The organism is Mycolicibacterium stellerae (genome assembly GCF_003719305.1).
Lineage (GTDB): Bacteria > Actinomycetota > Actinomycetes > Mycobacteriales > Mycobacteriaceae > Mycobacterium > Mycobacterium stellerae.
Genome location: NZ_RARC01000008.1, coordinates 89,123 through 107,263, shown reverse-complemented (window position 1 = coordinate 107,263; position 18,141 = coordinate 89,123). Strand labels below are relative to the sequence as shown.

14 protein-coding genes are annotated in these 18,141 nt (G+C 66.8%); 4 read left to right on the top strand and 10 right to left on the bottom strand.

Translation table 11 applies throughout. The annotated features are described in order from the left end of the window. Positions 1-3: 3 nt before the first annotated feature. From D6M19_RS12820 to D6M19_RS12805, 4 genes are all read right to left on the bottom strand, one after another. Positions 4-543, bottom strand: a complete 540-nt coding sequence (locus D6M19_RS12820) for a DUF6912 family protein (protein ID WP_123025606.1) — start codon at positions 541-543, stop codon at positions 4-6. Positions 544-557: 14 nt separating this feature from the next. Then, the gene (ppk2, locus tag D6M19_RS12815; protein WP_123025605.1) at positions 558-1,418 is read right to left on the bottom strand and encodes a polyphosphate kinase 2; all 861 of its coding nucleotides are present in this window, start codon (positions 1,416-1,418) and stop codon (positions 558-560) included. A gap of 44 nt (positions 1,419-1,462) precedes the next feature. Further along, complete coding sequence (locus D6M19_RS12810) at positions 1,463-3,193, bottom strand: BCCT family transporter (RefSeq protein WP_123025706.1); 1,731 nt, start codon at positions 3,191-3,193, stop codon at positions 1,463-1,465. Between the two features lie 61 nt (positions 3,194-3,254). Next, complete coding sequence (locus tag D6M19_RS12805; protein WP_123025604.1) at positions 3,255-4,664, bottom strand: WS/DGAT/MGAT family O-acyltransferase; 1,410 nt, start codon at positions 4,662-4,664, stop codon at positions 3,255-3,257. Positions 4,665-4,838: 174 nt separating this feature from the next. Here D6M19_RS12805 and D6M19_RS12800 point away from each other — a divergent pair, with 174 nt between their 5' ends. Continuing rightward, the gene (locus tag D6M19_RS12800; protein ID WP_123025603.1) at positions 4,839-5,411 is read left to right on the top strand and encodes an Rv3235 family protein; all 573 of its coding nucleotides are present in this window, start codon (positions 4,839-4,841) and stop codon (positions 5,409-5,411) included. 33 nt (positions 5,412-5,444) lie between these two features. Here D6M19_RS12800 and secA read toward each other — a convergent pair whose 3' ends face one another. The 3 genes from secA to D6M19_RS12785 form a co-directional block, all read right to left on the bottom strand. Then, positions 5,445-8,258, bottom strand: a complete 2,814-nt coding sequence (secA, locus tag D6M19_RS12795) for a preprotein translocase subunit SecA (protein WP_123025602.1) — start codon at positions 8,256-8,258, stop codon at positions 5,445-5,447. Positions 8,259-8,375: 117 nt separating this feature from the next. Continuing rightward, complete coding sequence (gene hpf / locus D6M19_RS12790; protein WP_123025601.1) at positions 8,376-9,047, bottom strand: ribosome hibernation-promoting factor, HPF/YfiA family; 672 nt, start codon at positions 9,045-9,047, stop codon at positions 8,376-8,378. A 299-nt stretch (positions 9,048-9,346) separates the two neighbouring features. Beyond that, positions 9,347-9,985, bottom strand: a complete 639-nt coding sequence (locus D6M19_RS12785; RefSeq protein ID WP_123025600.1) for a ComF family protein — start codon at positions 9,983-9,985, stop codon at positions 9,347-9,349. Between the two features lie 61 nt (positions 9,986-10,046). Here D6M19_RS12785 and D6M19_RS12780 point away from each other — a divergent pair, with 61 nt between their 5' ends. From D6M19_RS12780 to D6M19_RS12770, 3 genes are all read left to right on the top strand, one after another. Continuing rightward, the gene (locus tag D6M19_RS12780) at positions 10,047-11,354 is read left to right on the top strand and encodes a DUF2252 domain-containing protein (protein WP_123025599.1); all 1,308 of its coding nucleotides are present in this window, start codon (positions 10,047-10,049) and stop codon (positions 11,352-11,354) included. Between the two features lie 184 nt (positions 11,355-11,538). Next, entirely contained in the window at positions 11,539-12,030 is a 492-nt protein-coding gene (locus D6M19_RS12775; protein WP_123025705.1) for a (2Fe-2S)-binding protein, read from the top strand. Then, positions 12,027-14,141 (top strand): xanthine dehydrogenase family protein molybdopterin-binding subunit, encoded by a 2,115-nt coding sequence (locus D6M19_RS12770; RefSeq protein ID WP_123025598.1) that lies wholly within the window; start codon positions 12,027-12,029, stop codon positions 14,139-14,141. The genes D6M19_RS12775 and D6M19_RS12770 overlap by 4 nt, the downstream gene beginning before the upstream one ends. A 20-nt stretch (positions 14,142-14,161) precedes the next feature. Here the strand turns inward: D6M19_RS12770 and D6M19_RS12765 are convergent, their stop codons facing one another. The 3 genes from D6M19_RS12765 to mtrB form a co-directional block, all read right to left on the bottom strand. After that, positions 14,162-14,599: a QcrA and Rieske domain-containing protein gene (locus D6M19_RS12765; RefSeq protein ID WP_123025597.1), complete on the bottom strand. Its 438-nt coding sequence runs from the start codon at positions 14,597-14,599 to the stop codon at positions 14,162-14,164. Positions 14,600-14,690: 91 nt separating this feature from the next. Then, positions 14,691-16,445 carry an MtrAB system accessory lipoprotein LpqB gene (gene lpqB, locus D6M19_RS12760; protein ID WP_268812312.1) on the bottom strand — a complete coding sequence of 585 codons (1,755 nt, stop codon included), beginning with the start codon at positions 16,443-16,445 and terminating at the stop codon, positions 14,691-14,693. A 20-nt stretch (positions 16,446-16,465) separates the two neighbouring features. After that, positions 16,466-18,115 carry an MtrAB system histidine kinase MtrB gene (mtrB, locus tag D6M19_RS12755; protein ID WP_123025595.1) on the bottom strand — a complete coding sequence of 550 codons (1,650 nt, stop codon included), beginning with the start codon at positions 18,113-18,115 and terminating at the stop codon, positions 16,466-16,468. Positions 18,116-18,141 lie beyond the last annotated feature (26 nt).

Sequence of the window (18,141 nt, the reverse complement as noted above, 5' to 3'; positions counted from 1 at the left end):
AAGCTAGAGAAATTCAAGCAGGAACGGCAGTTCCTGGGTGGCGTACCAGGCCAGATCGTGGTCCTGCGCATCGCCGACGGTCAGCTCGGCGTCCTCGTCGCCCAGATCGGCGGCGTCGATCGCGTCGATCGCGGCCAGCACGGCCTCCTCGGCGGCTTCGTTGTCGACGTAGACGGCGATCACGTCGTCGATGGCGACCGGCCCCGTCAACCGCACCACGGCGTCGTCGAGGTCGGGGCGGGCCTTGACGTCGTCCACCTCGGCGACCAGCACGGCGCGCCGCGGCGGCAGCTCCGCGGGCGCAGCCGTTCGGTCTGCGACATCGCGATCAGCCTCGTCGCCTGCCCCGGCCAGCAGCCGCACGGATGCCAGCGCCGCCTCCCGCAGGGCCACGTCGGCCAGTTCCTCGTCGTCACCCTCGGCGTAGGACTCGCGCAGCGTCGGCGTCACCGCGAATGCCGTGCCGTTGACGGCGCGCAGCTCCCGGCCGGAGACGAGCTGCGCCAGCATCGCCAGGGTCGCAGGAACGTAGACACGCACCAGGGGAGGTTAGCGTGTCATTCGGCGTCCCCCATCAGCGCGACGACGTGGTCGTCGACGTACTTCGACAGTTCCCGCGGTGGTCGCTGGTAGTTACCGCTGAGAACGGGCCGCTCCGGCAACTCGACCTTCGAGTGTTCGACGTCCTCGTACTCCAAGGTCGACAACAGATGGGCCATCATGTTCAACCGGGCATGCTTCTTGATGTCGGATTCGACGACGTACCACGGACTCGCGGCCGTGTCGGTGTGCACCATCATCTCGTCCTTGGCCCTGGAATAGTCCTCCCAGCGGTACACCGATTCCAGATCCATCGGACTGAGCTTCCATTGCCGCACCGGGTCATTGAGCCTGGACTTGAACCGCCGCAACTGCTCGTCATCCGAGACCGAGAACCAGTACTTCCGCAACAGGACGCCGTCCTCGATCAGCATCTGCTCGAAAATCGGGGTCTGCCGCAAAAACAGCGAATGTTCTTGCGGGGTACAGAATCCCATGACCTTCTCGACGCCCGCCCGGTTGTACCACGACCGGTCGAACAACACGATCTCTCCCTTCGCGGGCAGTTGCGCGATGTAGCGCTGGTAATACCACTGGCCCCGCTCACGATCCGACGGCGCCGGAAGCGCGGCGATCCGGGCGATGCGCGGACTCAGATATTCGGTGATCCGCTTGATCGTTCCGCCTTTGCCTGCGGCGTCGCGCCCTTCGAAGACTATGACGACGCGGGCGCCGGTATGTCGCACCCACTCCTGGAGCTTCACGAATTCCGTTTGAAGACGGAATATTTCGGCCTCGTAAACCTCTGGCGAAATCTTGCGCTTCTTGGGCTTGCCTGCCTTGGCGCCCGATTTACCGTTCGGCTTTTTCGTACCCATCCGCGCATCGTAGGAGCCATCGACGTTTGTCGCGCGGCGAACCGTCAGCTCCTCTTGGGATCCTTCTCCACCGAGATCATGAAGTCGTCGCCGTGTTCGGTGACGCCGTGTACGACGGCGCTGTCCACCGCGTCTGCGGCGTATCTGCGGCGCACCATCAGTGGATCCTGACGCAGGTCCTTGACCAGCGCGACGGCCAGGCCCACCATCACGAGCACAAACGGCAGTGCGGCGATGATGGTGATCGTCTGCAGGCCGGTGAGTGCGTCCTCCCCGCCGACCAGCAGCATCACCGCGGCGACGGCGCCCATCGCGACGCCCCAGAAGATGACGGTGCCCCTGCTGGGTTTGATCGTTCCCCGTTCGGACAGCGAGCCCATCACGATCGAGGCGGCGTCGGCGCCGGAAACGAAGAAGATCGCCACCAACACCATCACCAGCACGCTGGCGATGATCGCAATCGGATACTGGTCGAGCAGGCCGAACAGCTGCGCCTCGATGCTGCCCTCACCGGCCAGGTCGACGCCGTCCTGCTGGACCTTGATCGCCGCGCCGCCGAACACGCAGAACCACACCAAAGACACCAGGCTCGGCACCAGCAGCACACCGGTGACGAACTGACGAATCGTGCGGCCACGCGAGATCCTGGCGATGAACATGCCGACGAAGGGCGTCCAGGAGATCCACCACGCCCAGTAGAAGATCGTCCAGGACTGCAGCCAGGTGTCGACATCGGTGCCTTCGGCCCCGGTACGCGCCGACATCATCGCGATGTCTTGGAAGTAGCTGCCCAGTGAGGTGGGCAGAAGGTTGAGGATGAAAATGGTTGGCCCGACTACGAACACGAATGCCGCGAGCAGCAAGGCAAGCACCATGTTGATGTTCGACAGCCACTGAATGCCCCTGGCCACACCGGATACCGCCGACAGCACAAACGCGACAGTGAGCACCGTGATGATGACGACCAGCACCGTGTTGCCGGTCTCGCTGACGCCCGCGACGATGTGCAGCCCGCTGCGGATCTGCAGTGCACCGAGCCCGAGTGAAGCCGCCGAGCCGAAGAGGGTCGCGAAGATCGCCAGCATGTCGATGACCTTGCCGCCCGGCCCGTTGGCGCGGTTACCCAACAGCGGCTCGAACGCCGCGCTGATCAACTGCATGCGGCCCTTCCGGTAGACGCCGTAGGCGATCGCGAGCCCGACGACCGCGTAGATCGCCCACGGATGCAACGTCCAGTGGAAGAGCGTGGTGGCCATCGCGGTCTGCACCGCCTCGGGATTCCCGGCGGCACCGGTGCCCGGCGGTGGCGTCGCGAAGTGGGTGAGCGGCTCGGCGACGCCGAAGAACATCAGGCCGATACCCATGCCCGCGCTGAACATCATCGCCACCCAGGAAATGGTCCGGAACTCGGGCTCCTCGTCGTCACAGCCCAACGGGATGGCACCGAACCGGCCAAGCGCAAGCCACAGCACGAACACCACGAACCCGGAGGCGGTCAACACGAACAGCCAGCCCACGTTGTCCATCACCCAGGTCAGTGCGGACCCCGATGCGCCGGCCAACGTTTCGGTGCTGACGAAGCCCCACACCAGGAACCCGAGGGCAATTACGGCGGTGACGCCGAACACCACCTTGTCGAGCCCGCGGTTGCGGGCGTGCCGTTCGTCATCGATCGGTACCGCGAAGATCGGATGCGATACGGGCTGCCCTGCTGTGGTACGCGCCGGGGCGGCGGAGTCTTTCGAGGTTTCAGGAGATTCACTGCTGATGGTCATGGTGAATTCATTCGAACCGGGTTGCACGCCTTCGTCAATACCCCGCCGCGCAACGATTGCGTTACTGAGCGGCTTCGAGCAGTTCGTCGAGGGATTCGCGCAGCAAAGACGGCAGGACGTCGACGTCGCTCATCGCGTCGCGATCGGCGTTGATTCCGAAATAGAGCATGCCGTTGTAGGAGGTGACGCCGATCGCCAGCACCTGGTTGTTCAGCAGCGGCGGCACCGCATAGGTCTCGAGCAGCTTGGTGCCCGCGATGTACATCTGCTTCTGGGCGCCCGGCACGTTGGTGATCAGCAGGTTGAACTGCCGCGCGGGGTATGTGGTCGCGACCCGAATTCCCATGGCGTGCAGGGTCGGTGGCGCGAAACCGGACAGGGTGACGATGGTCCTTGCATCGACGAGGCTGGCGGCCGTCGGGTGCGACTCCGTCATGTGCGCGATCTGGGATAGCCGCACCACCGCGTTGCCCTCACCCACGGGTAGGTCGACGAGGAACGGCGATACCTCGCTGATCGCCTGACCCGGACCCGACGAATCCAGCTCTTCGTCCGGGTACACCGACATCGGAGCCATCGCCCGCACGGTGGCCGTCGGCGCAACCGGCTCGCCCCGCGACAGGAGCCAGTTCCGCAGGGCACCCGCGATCACCGCGAGCACGACGTCGTTGACATCGCAGTCGTAACGGGCGCGCAGGTTTCGGTAGTCCTCCAGCTTGGCGCTGGCAACGGTAAACCGGCGGTTGCGCGACACCTTGGCGTTGAGCGGGCTGGACGGCGCGGTGCCCCTGGCGAAGGTCCGCGCGGCGGCGCTGAACCGCCTGCCGACCTCGAGCAGCTCCCCCGAGTTGGTGGCCATCTCGGTGACCGCGGATTGAACGGCCGCTATCTGCGCGCCCGGCCGGGCGATCCACTCACCGACGGCGCCCAGCAACAGCTGGGCGTCGCCAGGCTCGCGTGCCGGGATCCAGATATCCTCCCCGAACATTGGCGGCTTCTGCGAGCGGTCGGCGATCACGTGCCCGATCTCGAGCGCCGTCATTCCGTTGACCAGCGCCTGGTGCGACTTGGTGTAGATGGCGAGGCGGTTTCTGGCCAACCCCTCGACCAGGTACATCTCCCACAGCGGACGCGTCTTGTCCAGCGCGCGAGACCCCAGCCTCGCCACCAGCTCGTGCAGCTGCGCATCGCTGCCCGGGGACGGCAGCGCTGACCTGCGGACGTGATAGGTGATGTCGAACTCGCGGTCGTCGACCCAGACCGGCCGCGCCAGCCCGAGGGCCACCTCTCGCACCTTCTGCCGGTATCGCGGAATCTGGGGCAGACGCTGTTCGACCGTTGCCAGCAGGCTCTCGTAGCTCAGCCCGCCGCGAGGCTTGCGGAGAATCACCAGCGAGGACACATACATCGGCGTCGAAGAGTCCTCCAGGCCGAAAAACGACGCATCAGACGCCGACAACCTGGTCACCATATGCGGCGCTACCCCTCCCCTAGACCCACACCGAACCCCGACACGGTAACCGCCGAATCTGTACGTACGCATCACGGGTGCGTGCGGGCCCCGCCAGCCATGGGATCATGGACAGGTCTGTTCCTCTCCAGCAGACGTCGCTTGCAGTCGTTGAAAAAGTGCTGGAGAGGTCCGTTGACCGCATCGCAGATCCCGTTCGAGGCGGGCGCGTTCACCACGCCCGTCGTCGACTACGAACCACCGCCATACGATGTCGCCGGCGGCCCGGCTCCGCCATTCGATGTCGCCGGCGGCCCGGCTCCGCCATTCGATGCATGCCCGACGCCTGCCTCGTTGCACCGCTCGTCTCGGCGTGCACAGCGGCAGGTGCCCACCCACGTCGCACCGCCTCCGGCGGCTCCCCATGTTGCGCCGCCTCCGGCAGCGGCTGCCTTCGCCGATGCCGTGCTGCGACGGGTGCTCGAGGTGATCGATCGGCGCAGGCCGATCGCTGCGCTGCGGCCGATGCTGACGCCCCCGCTTCTGGACATGGTGTTCACGCTGAACAGGGCAGCCGGGCCGGACAAGGCGGCGGTGCTGCGGCGGGTGCGGCTGCGCACCGCTGCCGTCGATGACCGCCAACCACACCAGCCGACGGCCGCCGAGGTGTTCGCGACCTACACCAGGGGACAACGGGTTCGGGCCATCGCGGGCCGCATCGAAGTCACCGATGGCCGCTGGCGCATGGTGGCCCTTCAGATCGGGTGATGGACCGGTGCATCCAGACACCGTCGGCGTCGACTAGCCCTTCTTCGCCGACTTCGCCTGCTTGCGTGCGGCCTCGCGACGCTCACGCCTGCTGGGTGCCGCATGCCTCGGGCTACCGTTTCCGCCGTGCTGCTGCACCTCCGCAGACCCGTCCTCGGCCGGGCCGGTATAGGTCAGCGGCGGCGCATCGTCGTCAATTCCCTTGGTGCGCAACGCCGGCGCCTGCTGCCGCTCCTTCGTCGCGACGCCACCCTCTTGGGCTCGCGAAGCGGCCTCTGCGGCGAATTCGGCCAGCCCGGTCGGTGCGGCGACGGGAGCCACCTGCGCTGCAGGCGCGGTGGGCACCGCTTCGACGGTGACGTTGAACAGGAAGCCGACGGCCTCCTCTTTCATCGCGTCGAGCATGCCGTTGAACATGTCGAAGCCCTCGCGCTGGTATTCGACAACGGGATCCTTCTGCGCGACGGCCCGCAGGCTGATGCCCTCCTTGAGATAGTCCATCTCGTAGAGGTGCTCACGCCATTTCCGGTCGATGACGTTGAGCAGCACATTGCGCTCGAGCTGGCGCATCGCGCCTTCGCCCGCGAGTTCCTCCAGCTGCTTCTCGCGCTCGGTGTAGGCCCGCTCGGCGTCGGCGACCAACGCGTCGAGCAGCTCCTCGCGGGTCAGCTCGCCTGGCTCGCCGACCGCGTCGGAGTCGATCAGGTCGTTGTGGTCGATGCTGACCGGGTACAACTGCTTCAACGCCGTCCACAGCGTTTCGAGGTCCCAGTCCTCGGAATAGCCCTCGGAGGTCGCGCCGTCCACGTAGGCCGTCAGGACGTCGACCATCATCCCGTGCGCCTGCTCCTTGAGGTTCTCCCCTTCCAGGATGCGCAGGCGCTCGGCGTAGATGACCTTGCGCTGCTGGTTCATCACCTCGTCGTACTTGAGGACGTACTTGCGGATCTCGAAGTTCTGCTGCTCGACCTGCGTCTGGGCGCTCTTGATGGCGCGGCTGACCATCTTGGCCTCGATGGGCACGTCGTCGGGAAGGTTCAGCCGGGTCAGCAGCGATTCGAGCGCGGCGCCGTTGAACCGCCTCATCAGCTCGTCGGCCAGCGACAGATAGAACCGGGACTCCCCCGGGTCACCCTGGCGGCCGGACCGGCCGCGCAGCTGGTTGTCGATGCGGCGAGACTCGTGCCGCTCGGTGCCCAGCACATATAGGCCGCCCGCGGCGATGACCTCCTCGGACTCCGCCGCCGCCTCGTCCTTCACCTGCAAGCGCAGCTCATGCCATGCGGCGTCGTACTCGTCTGCGGTTTCGACCGGGTCGAGGCCCTGGTCGCGCAGGCGCTTGTCGGTGAGGAAGTCGACGTTGCCGCCGAGCACGATGTCGGTGCCGCGGCCCGCCATGTTGGTGGCCACGGTGATCGCGCCGCGGCGACCGGCCTCGGCGATGATCCCGGCCTCCTGCTCGTGAAACTTCGCGTTGAGCACGTTGTGCGGGATGCGGCGCTTCTGGAACTGCCGCGAGAGGTACTCCGAGCGCTCCACGCTGGTGGTGCCGATCAGCACCGGCTGACCCTTCTCGTAGCGCTCGGTGACATCGTCGACGACCGCGATGTACTTGGCCTCTTCGGTCTTGTAGATCAGATCGGACTGGTCGGTGCGGACCATCGGCTTGTTGGTCGGGATCGACACCACGCCGAGCTTGTAGATCTCGTGCAGCTCAGCGGCCTCGGTCTGGGCGGTACCGGTCATCCCGGCGAGCTTGTCGTAGAGCCGGAAGTAGTTCTGCAGCGTGATGGTGGCCAGCGTCTGGTTCTCGGCCTTGATCTCGACCTTTTCCTTGGCCTCGATGGCCTGGTGCATGCCCTCGTTGTAGCGGCGGCCCAGAAGGACGCGGCCGGTGAACTCGTCGACGATCAGCACCTCGCCGTCGCGCACGATGTAGTCCTTGTCGCGCATGAACAGCTCTTTGGCCTTTATCGAGTTGTTCAGGTAGCTGACCAGCGGCGAGTTGGCGGCCTCGTACAGGTTCTCGATGCCGAGCTGGTCCTCGACGAATTCGACGCCGAGCTCGTTGACGCCGATGGTGCGCTTGCGGATGTCGACCTCGTAGTGCTTGTCCTTCTCCATCATCGGCGCCAGCCGCGCGAACTCGGTGTACCAGTTCGACGACCCGTCGGCCGGGCCGGAGATGATCAGCGGCGTGCGGGCCTCGTCGATCAGGATGGAGTCGACCTCGTCGACGACGGCGTACGCGTGTCCGCGCTGCACCATCTCCTCCACGGTGTGCGCCATGTTGTCGCGCAGGTAGTCGAAGCCGAACTCGTTGTTGGTGCCGTAGGTGATGTCGGCGCTGTAGGCGACGCGACGCTGATCGGGGGTCATCTGCGCGAGGATCACGCCGACTTCGAGGCCGAGGGAGCGGTGCACCCGCCCCATCCACTCGCTGTCGCGTTTGGCCAGGTAGTCGTTGACGGTGACGACGTGCACACCCTTGCCCGACAGGGCGTTCAGGTAAGCGGGCAGCACACACGTCAGGGTCTTGCCCTCACCGGTCTTCATCTCCGCGACGTTGCCGAAGTGCAGGGCGGCCCCGCCCATCACCTGCACGTCGTAGGGCCGCTGGTCGAGGACGCGCCAGGCGGCCTCGCGGGCCACCGCGAACGCCTCCGGCATCAGGTCATCGAGGTCCTCGCCGTCGGTGTAGCGCTTCTTGAACTCGTCGGTCTTGGCGCGCAGCTCGGCGTCGGAGAGCTTCTCGACGTCATCGGACAAAGTGTTGACGTAGTCAGCCACCCGCTTGAGGCGCTTGACCATGCGGCCTTCGCCGATCCGGAGCAACTTATCGAGCACGCTGATTTCCCCTGTGGGTCTGATGGATCTCGTGATGTATTAGACGAGGTCCATCGTAGGTGACTCGTCGAACTGGCCCCTCGGCCGAGGTCAGGCCAGGCGAATCAGCCCACCGGCTCAGGCGAGCCGAATCAAGCCGTAGTCGTAGGCATGCCTGCGGTACACCACGCACGGTTTGTCGCTCTGTTTGTCGTGGAACAGGAAAAAGTCGTGCCCGACCAGTTCCATCTCGTAGAGCGCATCGTCCACGGTCATCGGCTTGGCCGGGTGTTCCTTGGTGCGGACGATCTGGCCGGGTTCGTGGAACTCTTGGCCGTCGACCGCCTCGGATTCGTCGCCTGCGCCCTGAACGAACGCCTCGGGAGCCGACACCTTCGTGGCTTCTGCCAGCGACACCGGCGTCTTGTCGCCGTAGTGCACCTTGCGGCGATCCTTGCTCCGCCGCAACCGGTTCTCGAGTTTGCAGACCGCCGCCTCGAGTGCGGCGTAGAAGCTGTCGGCGCACGCCTCGCCCCGTACGACGGGCCCGCGGCCCCGTGCGGTGATCTCGACGTGCTGACAGTTCTTGCGTTGGCGCCGATTGCGCTCATGGTCGAGTTCGACGTCGAAGAGGTAGATGCTGCGGTCGAATCGCTCGACGCGCGCCAGCTTTTCTGAGACATAGATGCGGAAGTGGTCGGGGATCTCGACGTTGCGGCCCTTGACGACGACCTCGGCATGAGGCGCGGGCGCGTTCTCTTCGTCCTCAACGATCATCGAGCGGTCTGTTTCCATGGAACGGATTGACATGCTTGGCGACTCGTTTCTGTTTCGCGTCGCACGCGCACTGCGTGCCTACCTGGCAGAAGATGCACCGAAAGCGCCTGTTATCTCGCCGCTCGCCGGTACAAGGTGTCGATCAGTCACCTCCTACCGCTGGGCGATGGTTGGCGCTTCTTGCCAGAGCGCCGCCGTGAGGTGTTCACGGGCGTTGGACCCGACGGTAGTCCGTGTTCACCCGGTAGTGCCAGTAAATTCGCCTACCTGTTTTCAGTTCTTCACACCGGTTTGATCTCGAAGAAATTGGCCGCGCCGTCAGGGGTGAGGAGTCATGCGTTCGCCAGCGCAAGGACGGCGAACACCCGGGCTCCAGAAGTTTGCAGGACGCGCACCGATTCGGCTGCGGTCGCGCCGGTGGTGACGATGTCGTCGACCAGCACCACGTCGCCTGTCAGCCGCTGCACCGGCCCGCGCAGCCGGACCCGGCCCGCCACGTTTCGCTGGCGCGCCGCGCCGGACAGCCCGACCGAGTCGCGGACCATGGTCGTCATCCGAAGGGCCTGGACGACCCGCGCGTCGCGACCATCCGATGTGGCAGCGAGCGCCATCCGCGTGACGGGGTCTCCGCCGCGCCTGCGGGCCGCGTAGCGGCGGGTTGGTGCAGGCACGACGGTCAGCGGCGGGCCGAGCACGCCCCACGTCAACAGCTGCCGCAGCCCGCCCCGCAGCGCGGCGCCGAGCGGGTCGATCAGGTCGGCGCGACCGTGCTCCTTGACCGCCACGATCGCGGCGCGCCGGGCGCCCGCGTAGCGGCCGAGCGAGAAGACCGGCACGCCTTGGTGCACTCGGGGGGTGACGACGTGCGGTTCGTCGGCGCGAACCGCAAGCTGCCGCGCGCAGGCGTCGCACCAGCGGGTCGACGGGGCGCCGCACCCCCCGCACTCCAGCGGAAGAACCAGGTCGAGCACTCGCCCAGTCTCGCGGCGGGCGGTGACATCGATTTCGCGCGCTGCGGGTACTCCACAGGTCATGGCCGACGCTCGTGAATCCTTCATCGTCGAATGCCTCGAGGATGCGTTCTCCGATCTGATGCAGGCCGACCCGGATGCGTTCCGCACGAAGTTCCGCAAGATGGCCGCCGAACCGTTCGCGTTCTACCGCGGCAGCGCCTGCGTCTTCTACGCCGACGTCGCCGATCGAGAGGACCGATGGGCCGACGAGCGAACCGGCCGCGTCTGGATTCAGGGCGACCTGCACGCGGAGAACTTCGGAACCTACATGGACGGCTCCGGGATGCTGATCTTCGACGTCAACGACTTCGACGAGGCCTTCGTCGGGCACTTCACGTGGGACCTGCAGCGGTTCGCGGCAAGCGTGGCCTTGATGTGCTGGCAGAAAGCCCTGTCCGACAGCGTGATTCGTGATTTGATCGCGGCATTCACCCGGTCGTATCTCGATCAGGTGGCCTGGTTCCGGCAGACCGAAGACGACTCGACGTTCTCGTTGAACCTCGACACCGCCCGCGGTGCGGTGCTTGCGGCGCTGCAGGACGCGCGCCTGTCTACGCGCTACGAGCTGCTGCACAGGACCACTCATGTCGACGGGGCGGACCGCCGTTTTCGCGAATTCTCCGGTGTCCGCCGGCTCGATGAGGCCGAATACGACAAGGTCAACGCCGCCTTCGCGGCCTACCAGGAGACCATCCCGAAATCGAAGAAGTTCCGCGAAATCGCCTACGACGTGAAGGACATCGTCGGCAGGACAGGCTTCGGCATCGGCAGCGCGGGCCTGCCGAGCTACAACGTGCTGATCGAGGGCTTCAACCAGGCGCTCGATAACGACATCGTGCTGTCGATGAAGCAGGCCAACGTCGCTGCGCCGAGCCGCGTCGTCGACGACGAGGCCGTGCACAAGTACTTCAAGCACCACGGGCACCGCACCGCGGTGTCGCAGCGGGCGCTGCAGGCACACGCCGATCCCCTACTCGGCTACACCGAGGTCGACGGAATCGGTTACGTCGTCGCGGAGCTTTCGCCGTATGAGTCCGACCTCGACTGGAGCGAGCTGACCGAGCCTGACGAACTGACCGAGGTGATCGAACAGCTCGGCCGCGCGGTGGCCAAGGTGCACTGCGTCGGCGATGCCGACAGCGACCAGGAGCTGGTCGGATTTCAGACCGAGGATGCTATCGCGGAACTGATCGGGGACCGCGCCGACGAGTTCGTCGACGACATCGTCGAATTCGGGCTTGACTACGCCAAAACCGTGCGCGAGGACCATCGGCACTTCGTCGAGGCGTTCCGCGAGGGCAGGATTCGCGGCGTCACCTCGGCCTGATCGGTCGCCGAGCCTGCCGACAGATCGCCATCTCATGAATTTTCGCGATCTCCCCGCAGTTTCGATCGTCATGCGCGCATCGGTCGTCAAGCGCGCGCACCAGGAACTTGGACGTTTGATGTCGAAACACTGTGTGTGACGCATCTTGCTGGCGCCGCGCGCGCCCGCCGGTGATTCTGGAGTGATGGCACACGAGGGGCCTGCCGCCTCGACCGTCACGGTGAACGGTCGCCAGCGGGAGCTCGTCACCGAGCCTGACACGCCGCTGCTCTATGTGCTGCGCAACCACCTCGGCCTCAAGGGCACCCGGTTCGGCTGCGGCCTCGGCGTCTGCGGTGCCTGCCTCGTGCTGGTCGACGGGGACCCCGCCTACTCGTGTGACACCCCGATGTGGTCGGTCGAAGGCAAGGATGTGACGACGGTCGAAGGCCTCGGCGTCGACGGCCAACCGCATGCGGTCGCCCGTTCGATCGTCGCGCAGCAAGCCGCGCAATGCGGCTATTGCATGTCAGGGATCGTCGTGCGCGCCGCGCATCTGCTCGCCGGCAACCCGGACCCGTCGGAGGCCGACGTGCGTGCGGCGCTTGACGACAACCTGTGCCGCTGCGGTTCCCACAACCGCGTGGTTCGCGCCGTGCTCGCGGCGGCGGCCGAAATACGCGGTGGCACACCATGACCGGCGATACGCCGCTGCCGCCGACGTTGGCGGCCAACCCGCGCCTCGGCGACTGGCTGCGAATCGGGGCCGACGGCACGGTTGAGGTGCGCTCCGGCAAGGTCGAGCTCGGCCAGGGCATCCTCACCGCACTGGCGCAGATGGTCGCCGAGGAACTCGACGTCGACGTCGGCCGGATCGAGATGACCGCGACGGCAACAGGCCTCAGCCCGGACGAAGGTACGACGGCGGGCAGCCTGTCCATTCAGCAGTCGGGTGCCGCGCTGCGCGTGGTCTGCGCAGAGGCGCGCGACCTCTACCTGTCCATCGCCGCGGAGAAGCTCGCGGTCCCCAAGGAGGACTTGTCCGTCGCCGACGGACGGATCACCGGTCGCGACGGCACGGCGACCACATACTGGGAGCTGGCCGACGAGTCCGTGCTTGACCGCCCCGCCAGTGGCGGCGGCAAACCGAAACCGGAGTCCGATTACCATGTCATCGGCACGGACGCGTCACGAATCGACCTGCCGGACAAGCTTTTCGGGCGCCCGCGCTACGTACACGATTTACAGTTGGACGGAATGCTGTACGGCCGGGTGGTGCGCCCTCCTTCGCGGGGCGCGACGCTCACCGCGCTCGACGACACGCCGACGCTGGCGCTGCCCGGGGTGGTCACCGTGGTGCGCGACGGCGATTTTCTGGCCGTGATCGCCGAGCGCGAGGAGGCCGCGCTGCGGGCGGCCGACCGGCTGTGTGCCGATGCAGTCTGGGAGCAGACGCCGTCGTTGCCGGACGAGGACGACCTCCCGCGGTTTCTGACCGAGGCGCCCGCCGACACCACCGTCGTCGCCGAAGGCCAGAAGTCGCTCGACGCGGTGCGGCGGTCGTGGTCGGCCACCTACCATCGTCCGTTCATCGCGCACGGTTCGATCGCACCGTCCTGCGCGGTCGCGCTGGCGGGTGACGGCGCGCTGGAGATCTGGTCGCACAGCCAGAGCGTCTACAACCTGCGCCGGGAGATCGCGCGCGAGTTGGGCATGCTTCCCGAGCAGTTGGTGGTCCGCCACGTCGAGGGCGCCGGGTGCTACGGGCACAACGGCGCCGACGACGTTGCGATGGACGCGGCCCTGCTGGCGCTGGCGGTACCGGGCCGGCCGGTCCATGTGGTGTGGTCGCGCGCCGACGAGCTGGCGTGGGCGCCGCTCGGAAGCGCAGGCGTGGTTCGGGTTTCGGCGCAGACGGCGATCGACGGCGCGGTGCTGTCCTGGCGGCACGAGATCTGGAGCGGCACCTTCGTCAGCCGCCCCGGCACGACGGACCCGCCCGCGTTTCTTGCCACCAGCCACCGCGACCGCACGGCGATGCACTCCGGCACCGAACCGCCGCTGGAACGCGGCGGTGGCACGCGCCGTAACGCCGTGCCTGGTTATGACTTTTCGTCGTATGAAGTCGTCAACCACCTGATCCCGGAGATGCCGTTGCGGACCTCTGCGCTCCGCTCACTGGGGGCTCACCTCAATGTCTTTGCCGCCGAGTCGTTCATGGACGAACTCGCCGCACAGGCGGGCGTCGACCCCGTCTCCTACCGGCTTGCCCACCTGTCCGACCCGCGCGCTCGTGCTGTGGTGGAAGCCGTCGCGCGCCGTTCTAATTGGGGTCAATGGGCAGCATCGGACTCGATCGGTCACGGCATCGGCTACGCACGGTACAAGGGCTCGAGTGCGTATTGCGCCGTGGTCGCAGAGGTGGAGGCCGTCGAGCAGGTGCGTGTGCGCCGGTTGACCATCGCCGTCGACGCGGGCCTCGTCATCAGCCCGGCCGGGGCGACCAACCAGATCGAGGGCGGCGCGGTCCAGGCGACCAGTTGGACGGTCAAGGAGCGCGTCCGGTTCGACCGGTACACCGTCACGAGTGACAACTGGGAGAGCTATCCGATCCTGCGGTTCTCCGAGGTGCCCGCCGTCGACGTCGAACTCATGGCCGGCGACGGACACCAACCCCTCGGCGTCGGCGAATGCGCGCAGGGCCCGACGACCGCCGCGATCGCCAACGCGCTGTGCGACGCGATCGGTGTGCGCGTGCGATCGCTGCCACTCACCAAGGAGCAGATCGTCGCGGCGATGCCGGACTGAAGTCTTCCGTCACCGGGCGATCACCCTAAGACGATCGAATCACCCTGCACCGAAATCGTTTTCGGCTCAAGCGGTTCGGTCGCCGGCCCCTTGGCGACGGCGCCGTCCAGGGTGAACTTGCTGCCGTGACAGGGGCAGTCGATCGTTCCGTCGGCGACCTTGTTGACCGCGCATCCCTTGTGCGTGCACTTCGACGAGAACGCCTTGAAGTCACCCGCCGACGGCTGCGTGACCACGACGTCGCCGACGATCACCCCCGAACCGACCGGCACGTCGGCGGTCTTGGTGATCGCACCACCAGTCGGCGGATCCGCGGATGGCGGCGTCGTCACCGCCTCGCTACTGGCTGCGGGCTTGTCGCCGCCACCGCTGCACGCGGCAAGTGTTCCTGCGGTCAATAGGAGCCCGGTACCGCGGATCATCTGTTGCCGGGGCATCCGAACGTCGTCAAGGGGCATGGTGAAACCTTTCGGCGGGCTGGGCCTTAAGTGACAGCAAACTCCACTCGATGCACTCTTGTCTGCACAACGGCGAAAGCGACGCGGTAGTTCAGCCCGGCAGGACGGGTATCGCGCCTGGCGTCATCAACGGGCGGACCTCCACCCATCGGGGGTCGTTCTCGGCCGCTGAACCCGACAGTTGCAGGATGCCGCGGGCATCGGCCACGTACACCGTCGACGGGTTCGCGGCCACCGCACCCACCGGCATCAGCAGGTTGCGGCTCGGGCCGTCGGAGTTCACCCCGTCGAGGTTGACGTAAGACACCGGGTGTTGCGCATCGGTGCGGCTGACGACGATGTCGTCGCCCGTGCGCCAGCACAGCGACACGACGGTGTCCTTGAGGCCGAAGCCAAGCCTGCGGGGGTAGGTCAGCGCGAAGCCTCCGCCCAGTGTCTGCTCGACGCTGGCCAGAATCACCTGGCCTTGGATCAGGATCGCCGCGCGTGTTCCGTCGCGGGACAACTGCAGGTCGGCGATCGGCCCGGGGAACCGGGTGGACACCGCTGTGGAATCGACCGGTATGCGGCCCGGCTGCCCGGATGCGTCCTGCACGGTGCGCACCACGTTGTTGCTGTCCACCACCACCCATACTGCGTCATCCAGCGACCAGGTGGGCCGCGACAGCGTGCGACCGTCCATCGCCTGCAACGGGTTTCCACCGATCGGACCGACCCACAGCGAAGACGCCATATCCGGTGCACCCGCATTCAGCGTCACCACCGATGCCGCGTCCTGGCCGCTGCGCGACACCGCAGCCGCGGTCTGATTGGGCGTCGCACCGAACGGGCCGGGAACGCGCGGCGCCCGTTGTCCGTCCAGCGCCACCAGCGACCCGTCGACCAAGGCGTGCAGCCCGGCGGCCGCCCCGTCTGCCGCACCGGGGTCGGTGGCCGCGACGTCGGAGGTCCGCCAGCCCTCGGCGAACCGGTCGTCGAGCGCCGCGCCGTCGGCGTTGATGACGTAGGGGCCGTTGATTCCCGCACGGGAGAGCGTCCAAATGATCTGTGCCGCAAGAAGTTGACGGCTGTGGGGGTCTGTGGTCGACAGGTTCTCCAGGTCGACGCGAGCACCGCCGTAGCCGCGGCCGACCCCCATCTTGCCGCCGTCGGCACGGGTTACCGGTCCGCGCAGGCGCAGCGGCGGGCCGAGCAGGTTGCGCACGGTGTTCGCCATCTCAGGACGGGGCCCTGCGATCAGCTTGGTGACCAGCTCGGTGGCCAGCTGGTCCGGATCGGATACCGCGACATAGCGGGGATCGGGAACCACGGTCTTCCCGGTCGGATCGGCGAAGTACAGCGTGTTGCGCTTGTACGTCTCCTGAAACTGTTGCCAGTCAAGGAAAACACCGTTCGGCAGCTTGTCGATGCGCCAGCCACCAGGCGTCTTCACCAATTCGATCGGGCCAGGGTCGGGCAACGCACCCTCGCCGGTCTCGAACACCCCGATGTCGGAAAGCGACCCGAGGATGTCGGCGCGCATGCTGACCGAAACCTTTTCGGGTCCGCGCGTTTCGACGAATACGACCCGGTCGATCAGCAGCGCGCTGCCCGCGTCGTCCCAGCCGTTGGACGCCGATTCGGTGAGGAACTGCCGCGCGGCGAGATGGCGGTTCGACGGATCGGCGGTGGCCTTGATGAACTCGCGCAACAGCACATCGGGGTCCATGTTGGCCGTCGGCTTCGGCAGGCTCGGTGGTGCGGGGCGGTCGACCGTCCCGATCGCCTGCGGCGCCGACGAGCTGGGCACACCTGCGCATCCGGCCAACACCATCGCGCACGCGACGGGCGCGCACGCGAGGAGCAGAGGCCGCACGAGGAGGCGCTTCACACGCTCTCCCCCGCCGGTTGCCGGTCTTTATCCGACCTCCGTGGCTTGCGTTCGCGCCCAATGGGTTTCAACGGGAGCGGGCTTGTCGTCACCTTGTGGCCGCGAATCAGCGGCAGGGTGAGCCGGAAGCACGCACCCTTACCGGGCTCGCCCCACGCCTCGAGCCTGCCCTGGTGAAGCCTGGCGTCCTCGATGCTGATGGCCAGCCCCAGCCCGGTGCCGCCGGAGCGGCGAACCCGCGACGGGTCGGAGCGCCAGAACCTGCTGAACACCAGCTTTTCCTCGCCGGGCCGCAACCCGACGCCGTAGTCGCGGACGGTGACCGCGACGGTGTCCTCGTCGACGGCCATCCTGATCCGCACCGGCTTGCGTTCGGCGTGGTCGATCGCGTTGGCGATGAGGTTGCGCAGGATGCGCTCCACCCGGCGTGGGTCGACCTCGGCGATGACCTCCTCGGTCGGCACGTCGACGATCAGGTCGATCTGGGCGTCGCCCGCGAGGTGGCCGACGCTGTCCAGCGCGCTCTGCACGGTGTCGCGCAGGTCGACCGCCTCAACGGACAGCTCCGCCACGCCTGCGTCGTGCCGGGAGATCTCGAGCAGGTCGTTGAGCAGCAGTTCGAACCGGTCGAGTTCGCTGACCATCAGCTCGGTGGACCGCCGAAGCGCGGGCTCGAGTTCTTCGTTGTGGTCGTGGATCAGGTCGGCGGCCATCCGAACCGTGGTCAGCGGGGTGCGCAGCTCGTGGCTGACATCGGAGGTGAAGCGGCGCTGCAGGTTGCCGAACTCCTCGAGCTGGGTGATCTGCCGCGACAGGCTTTCGGCCATGTCGTTGAACGACACCGCCAGGCGCGCCATGTCGTCCTCGCCGCGCACCGGCATCCGCTCGGTGAGGTGACCTTCGGCGAACCGTTCGGCGATCCGCGAGGCCGACCGCACCGGCAGCACGATCTGGCGGGCGACGATCAGCGCGATGGCGGCGAGCATGAGCAGCAGCACCACGCCGCCGGTGGCCATCGTGCCGCGCACCAAGGCGATCGTGGATTCCTCGTTGTTCAGCGGAAAGACAAGATAAAGCTCGAGGTTGGTGACCGGCGACGACGTCGGGGTGCCGATGATCAGGGCAGGCCCGGAGAAGCCTTCTGTGTGCACCGTCGCGTACTGGTAGCTGACCTGGCCTGCCTTCACGAAGTCGCGAAGGGCGTTGGGGATCTGCGCGACGGGTCCGGCGGCGGTCGCGGCGCGCGGTCCGTCACCGGGGACGACGAGGACGGCGTCGAATGCGCCTGCCAGGCCCGCTCCCGCGTCGGCCTTGCGATCGATAAGGGTGTTGCGGGCCAGCTGCAGGCTGCTGTCCAGCGACCGGGTCTCCTCGCCGCCGACGATGCCACTGACGGTGTTGCGGGCCCGTTCGATCTCTTCGGTGGCCGCGCGCACCTTGACCTCGAGGATGCGATCGGTGATCTGGCTCGTCAGCACGAAGCCGAGCACCAGGATCACGGCCAGTGACAGCCCGAGCGTCAGCGACACCACCCGCAGCTGCAGGGAGCGGCGCCATGCAAGGCCCAATGCTCGACCCAGCGCACCCAATCCGCGCAGCAGTGGTGCAGATCGCCGATGAATGCGCCGCCTCGAGCTGAAGATCACGGCGACCGCCGACCGGTCAAGGTCAC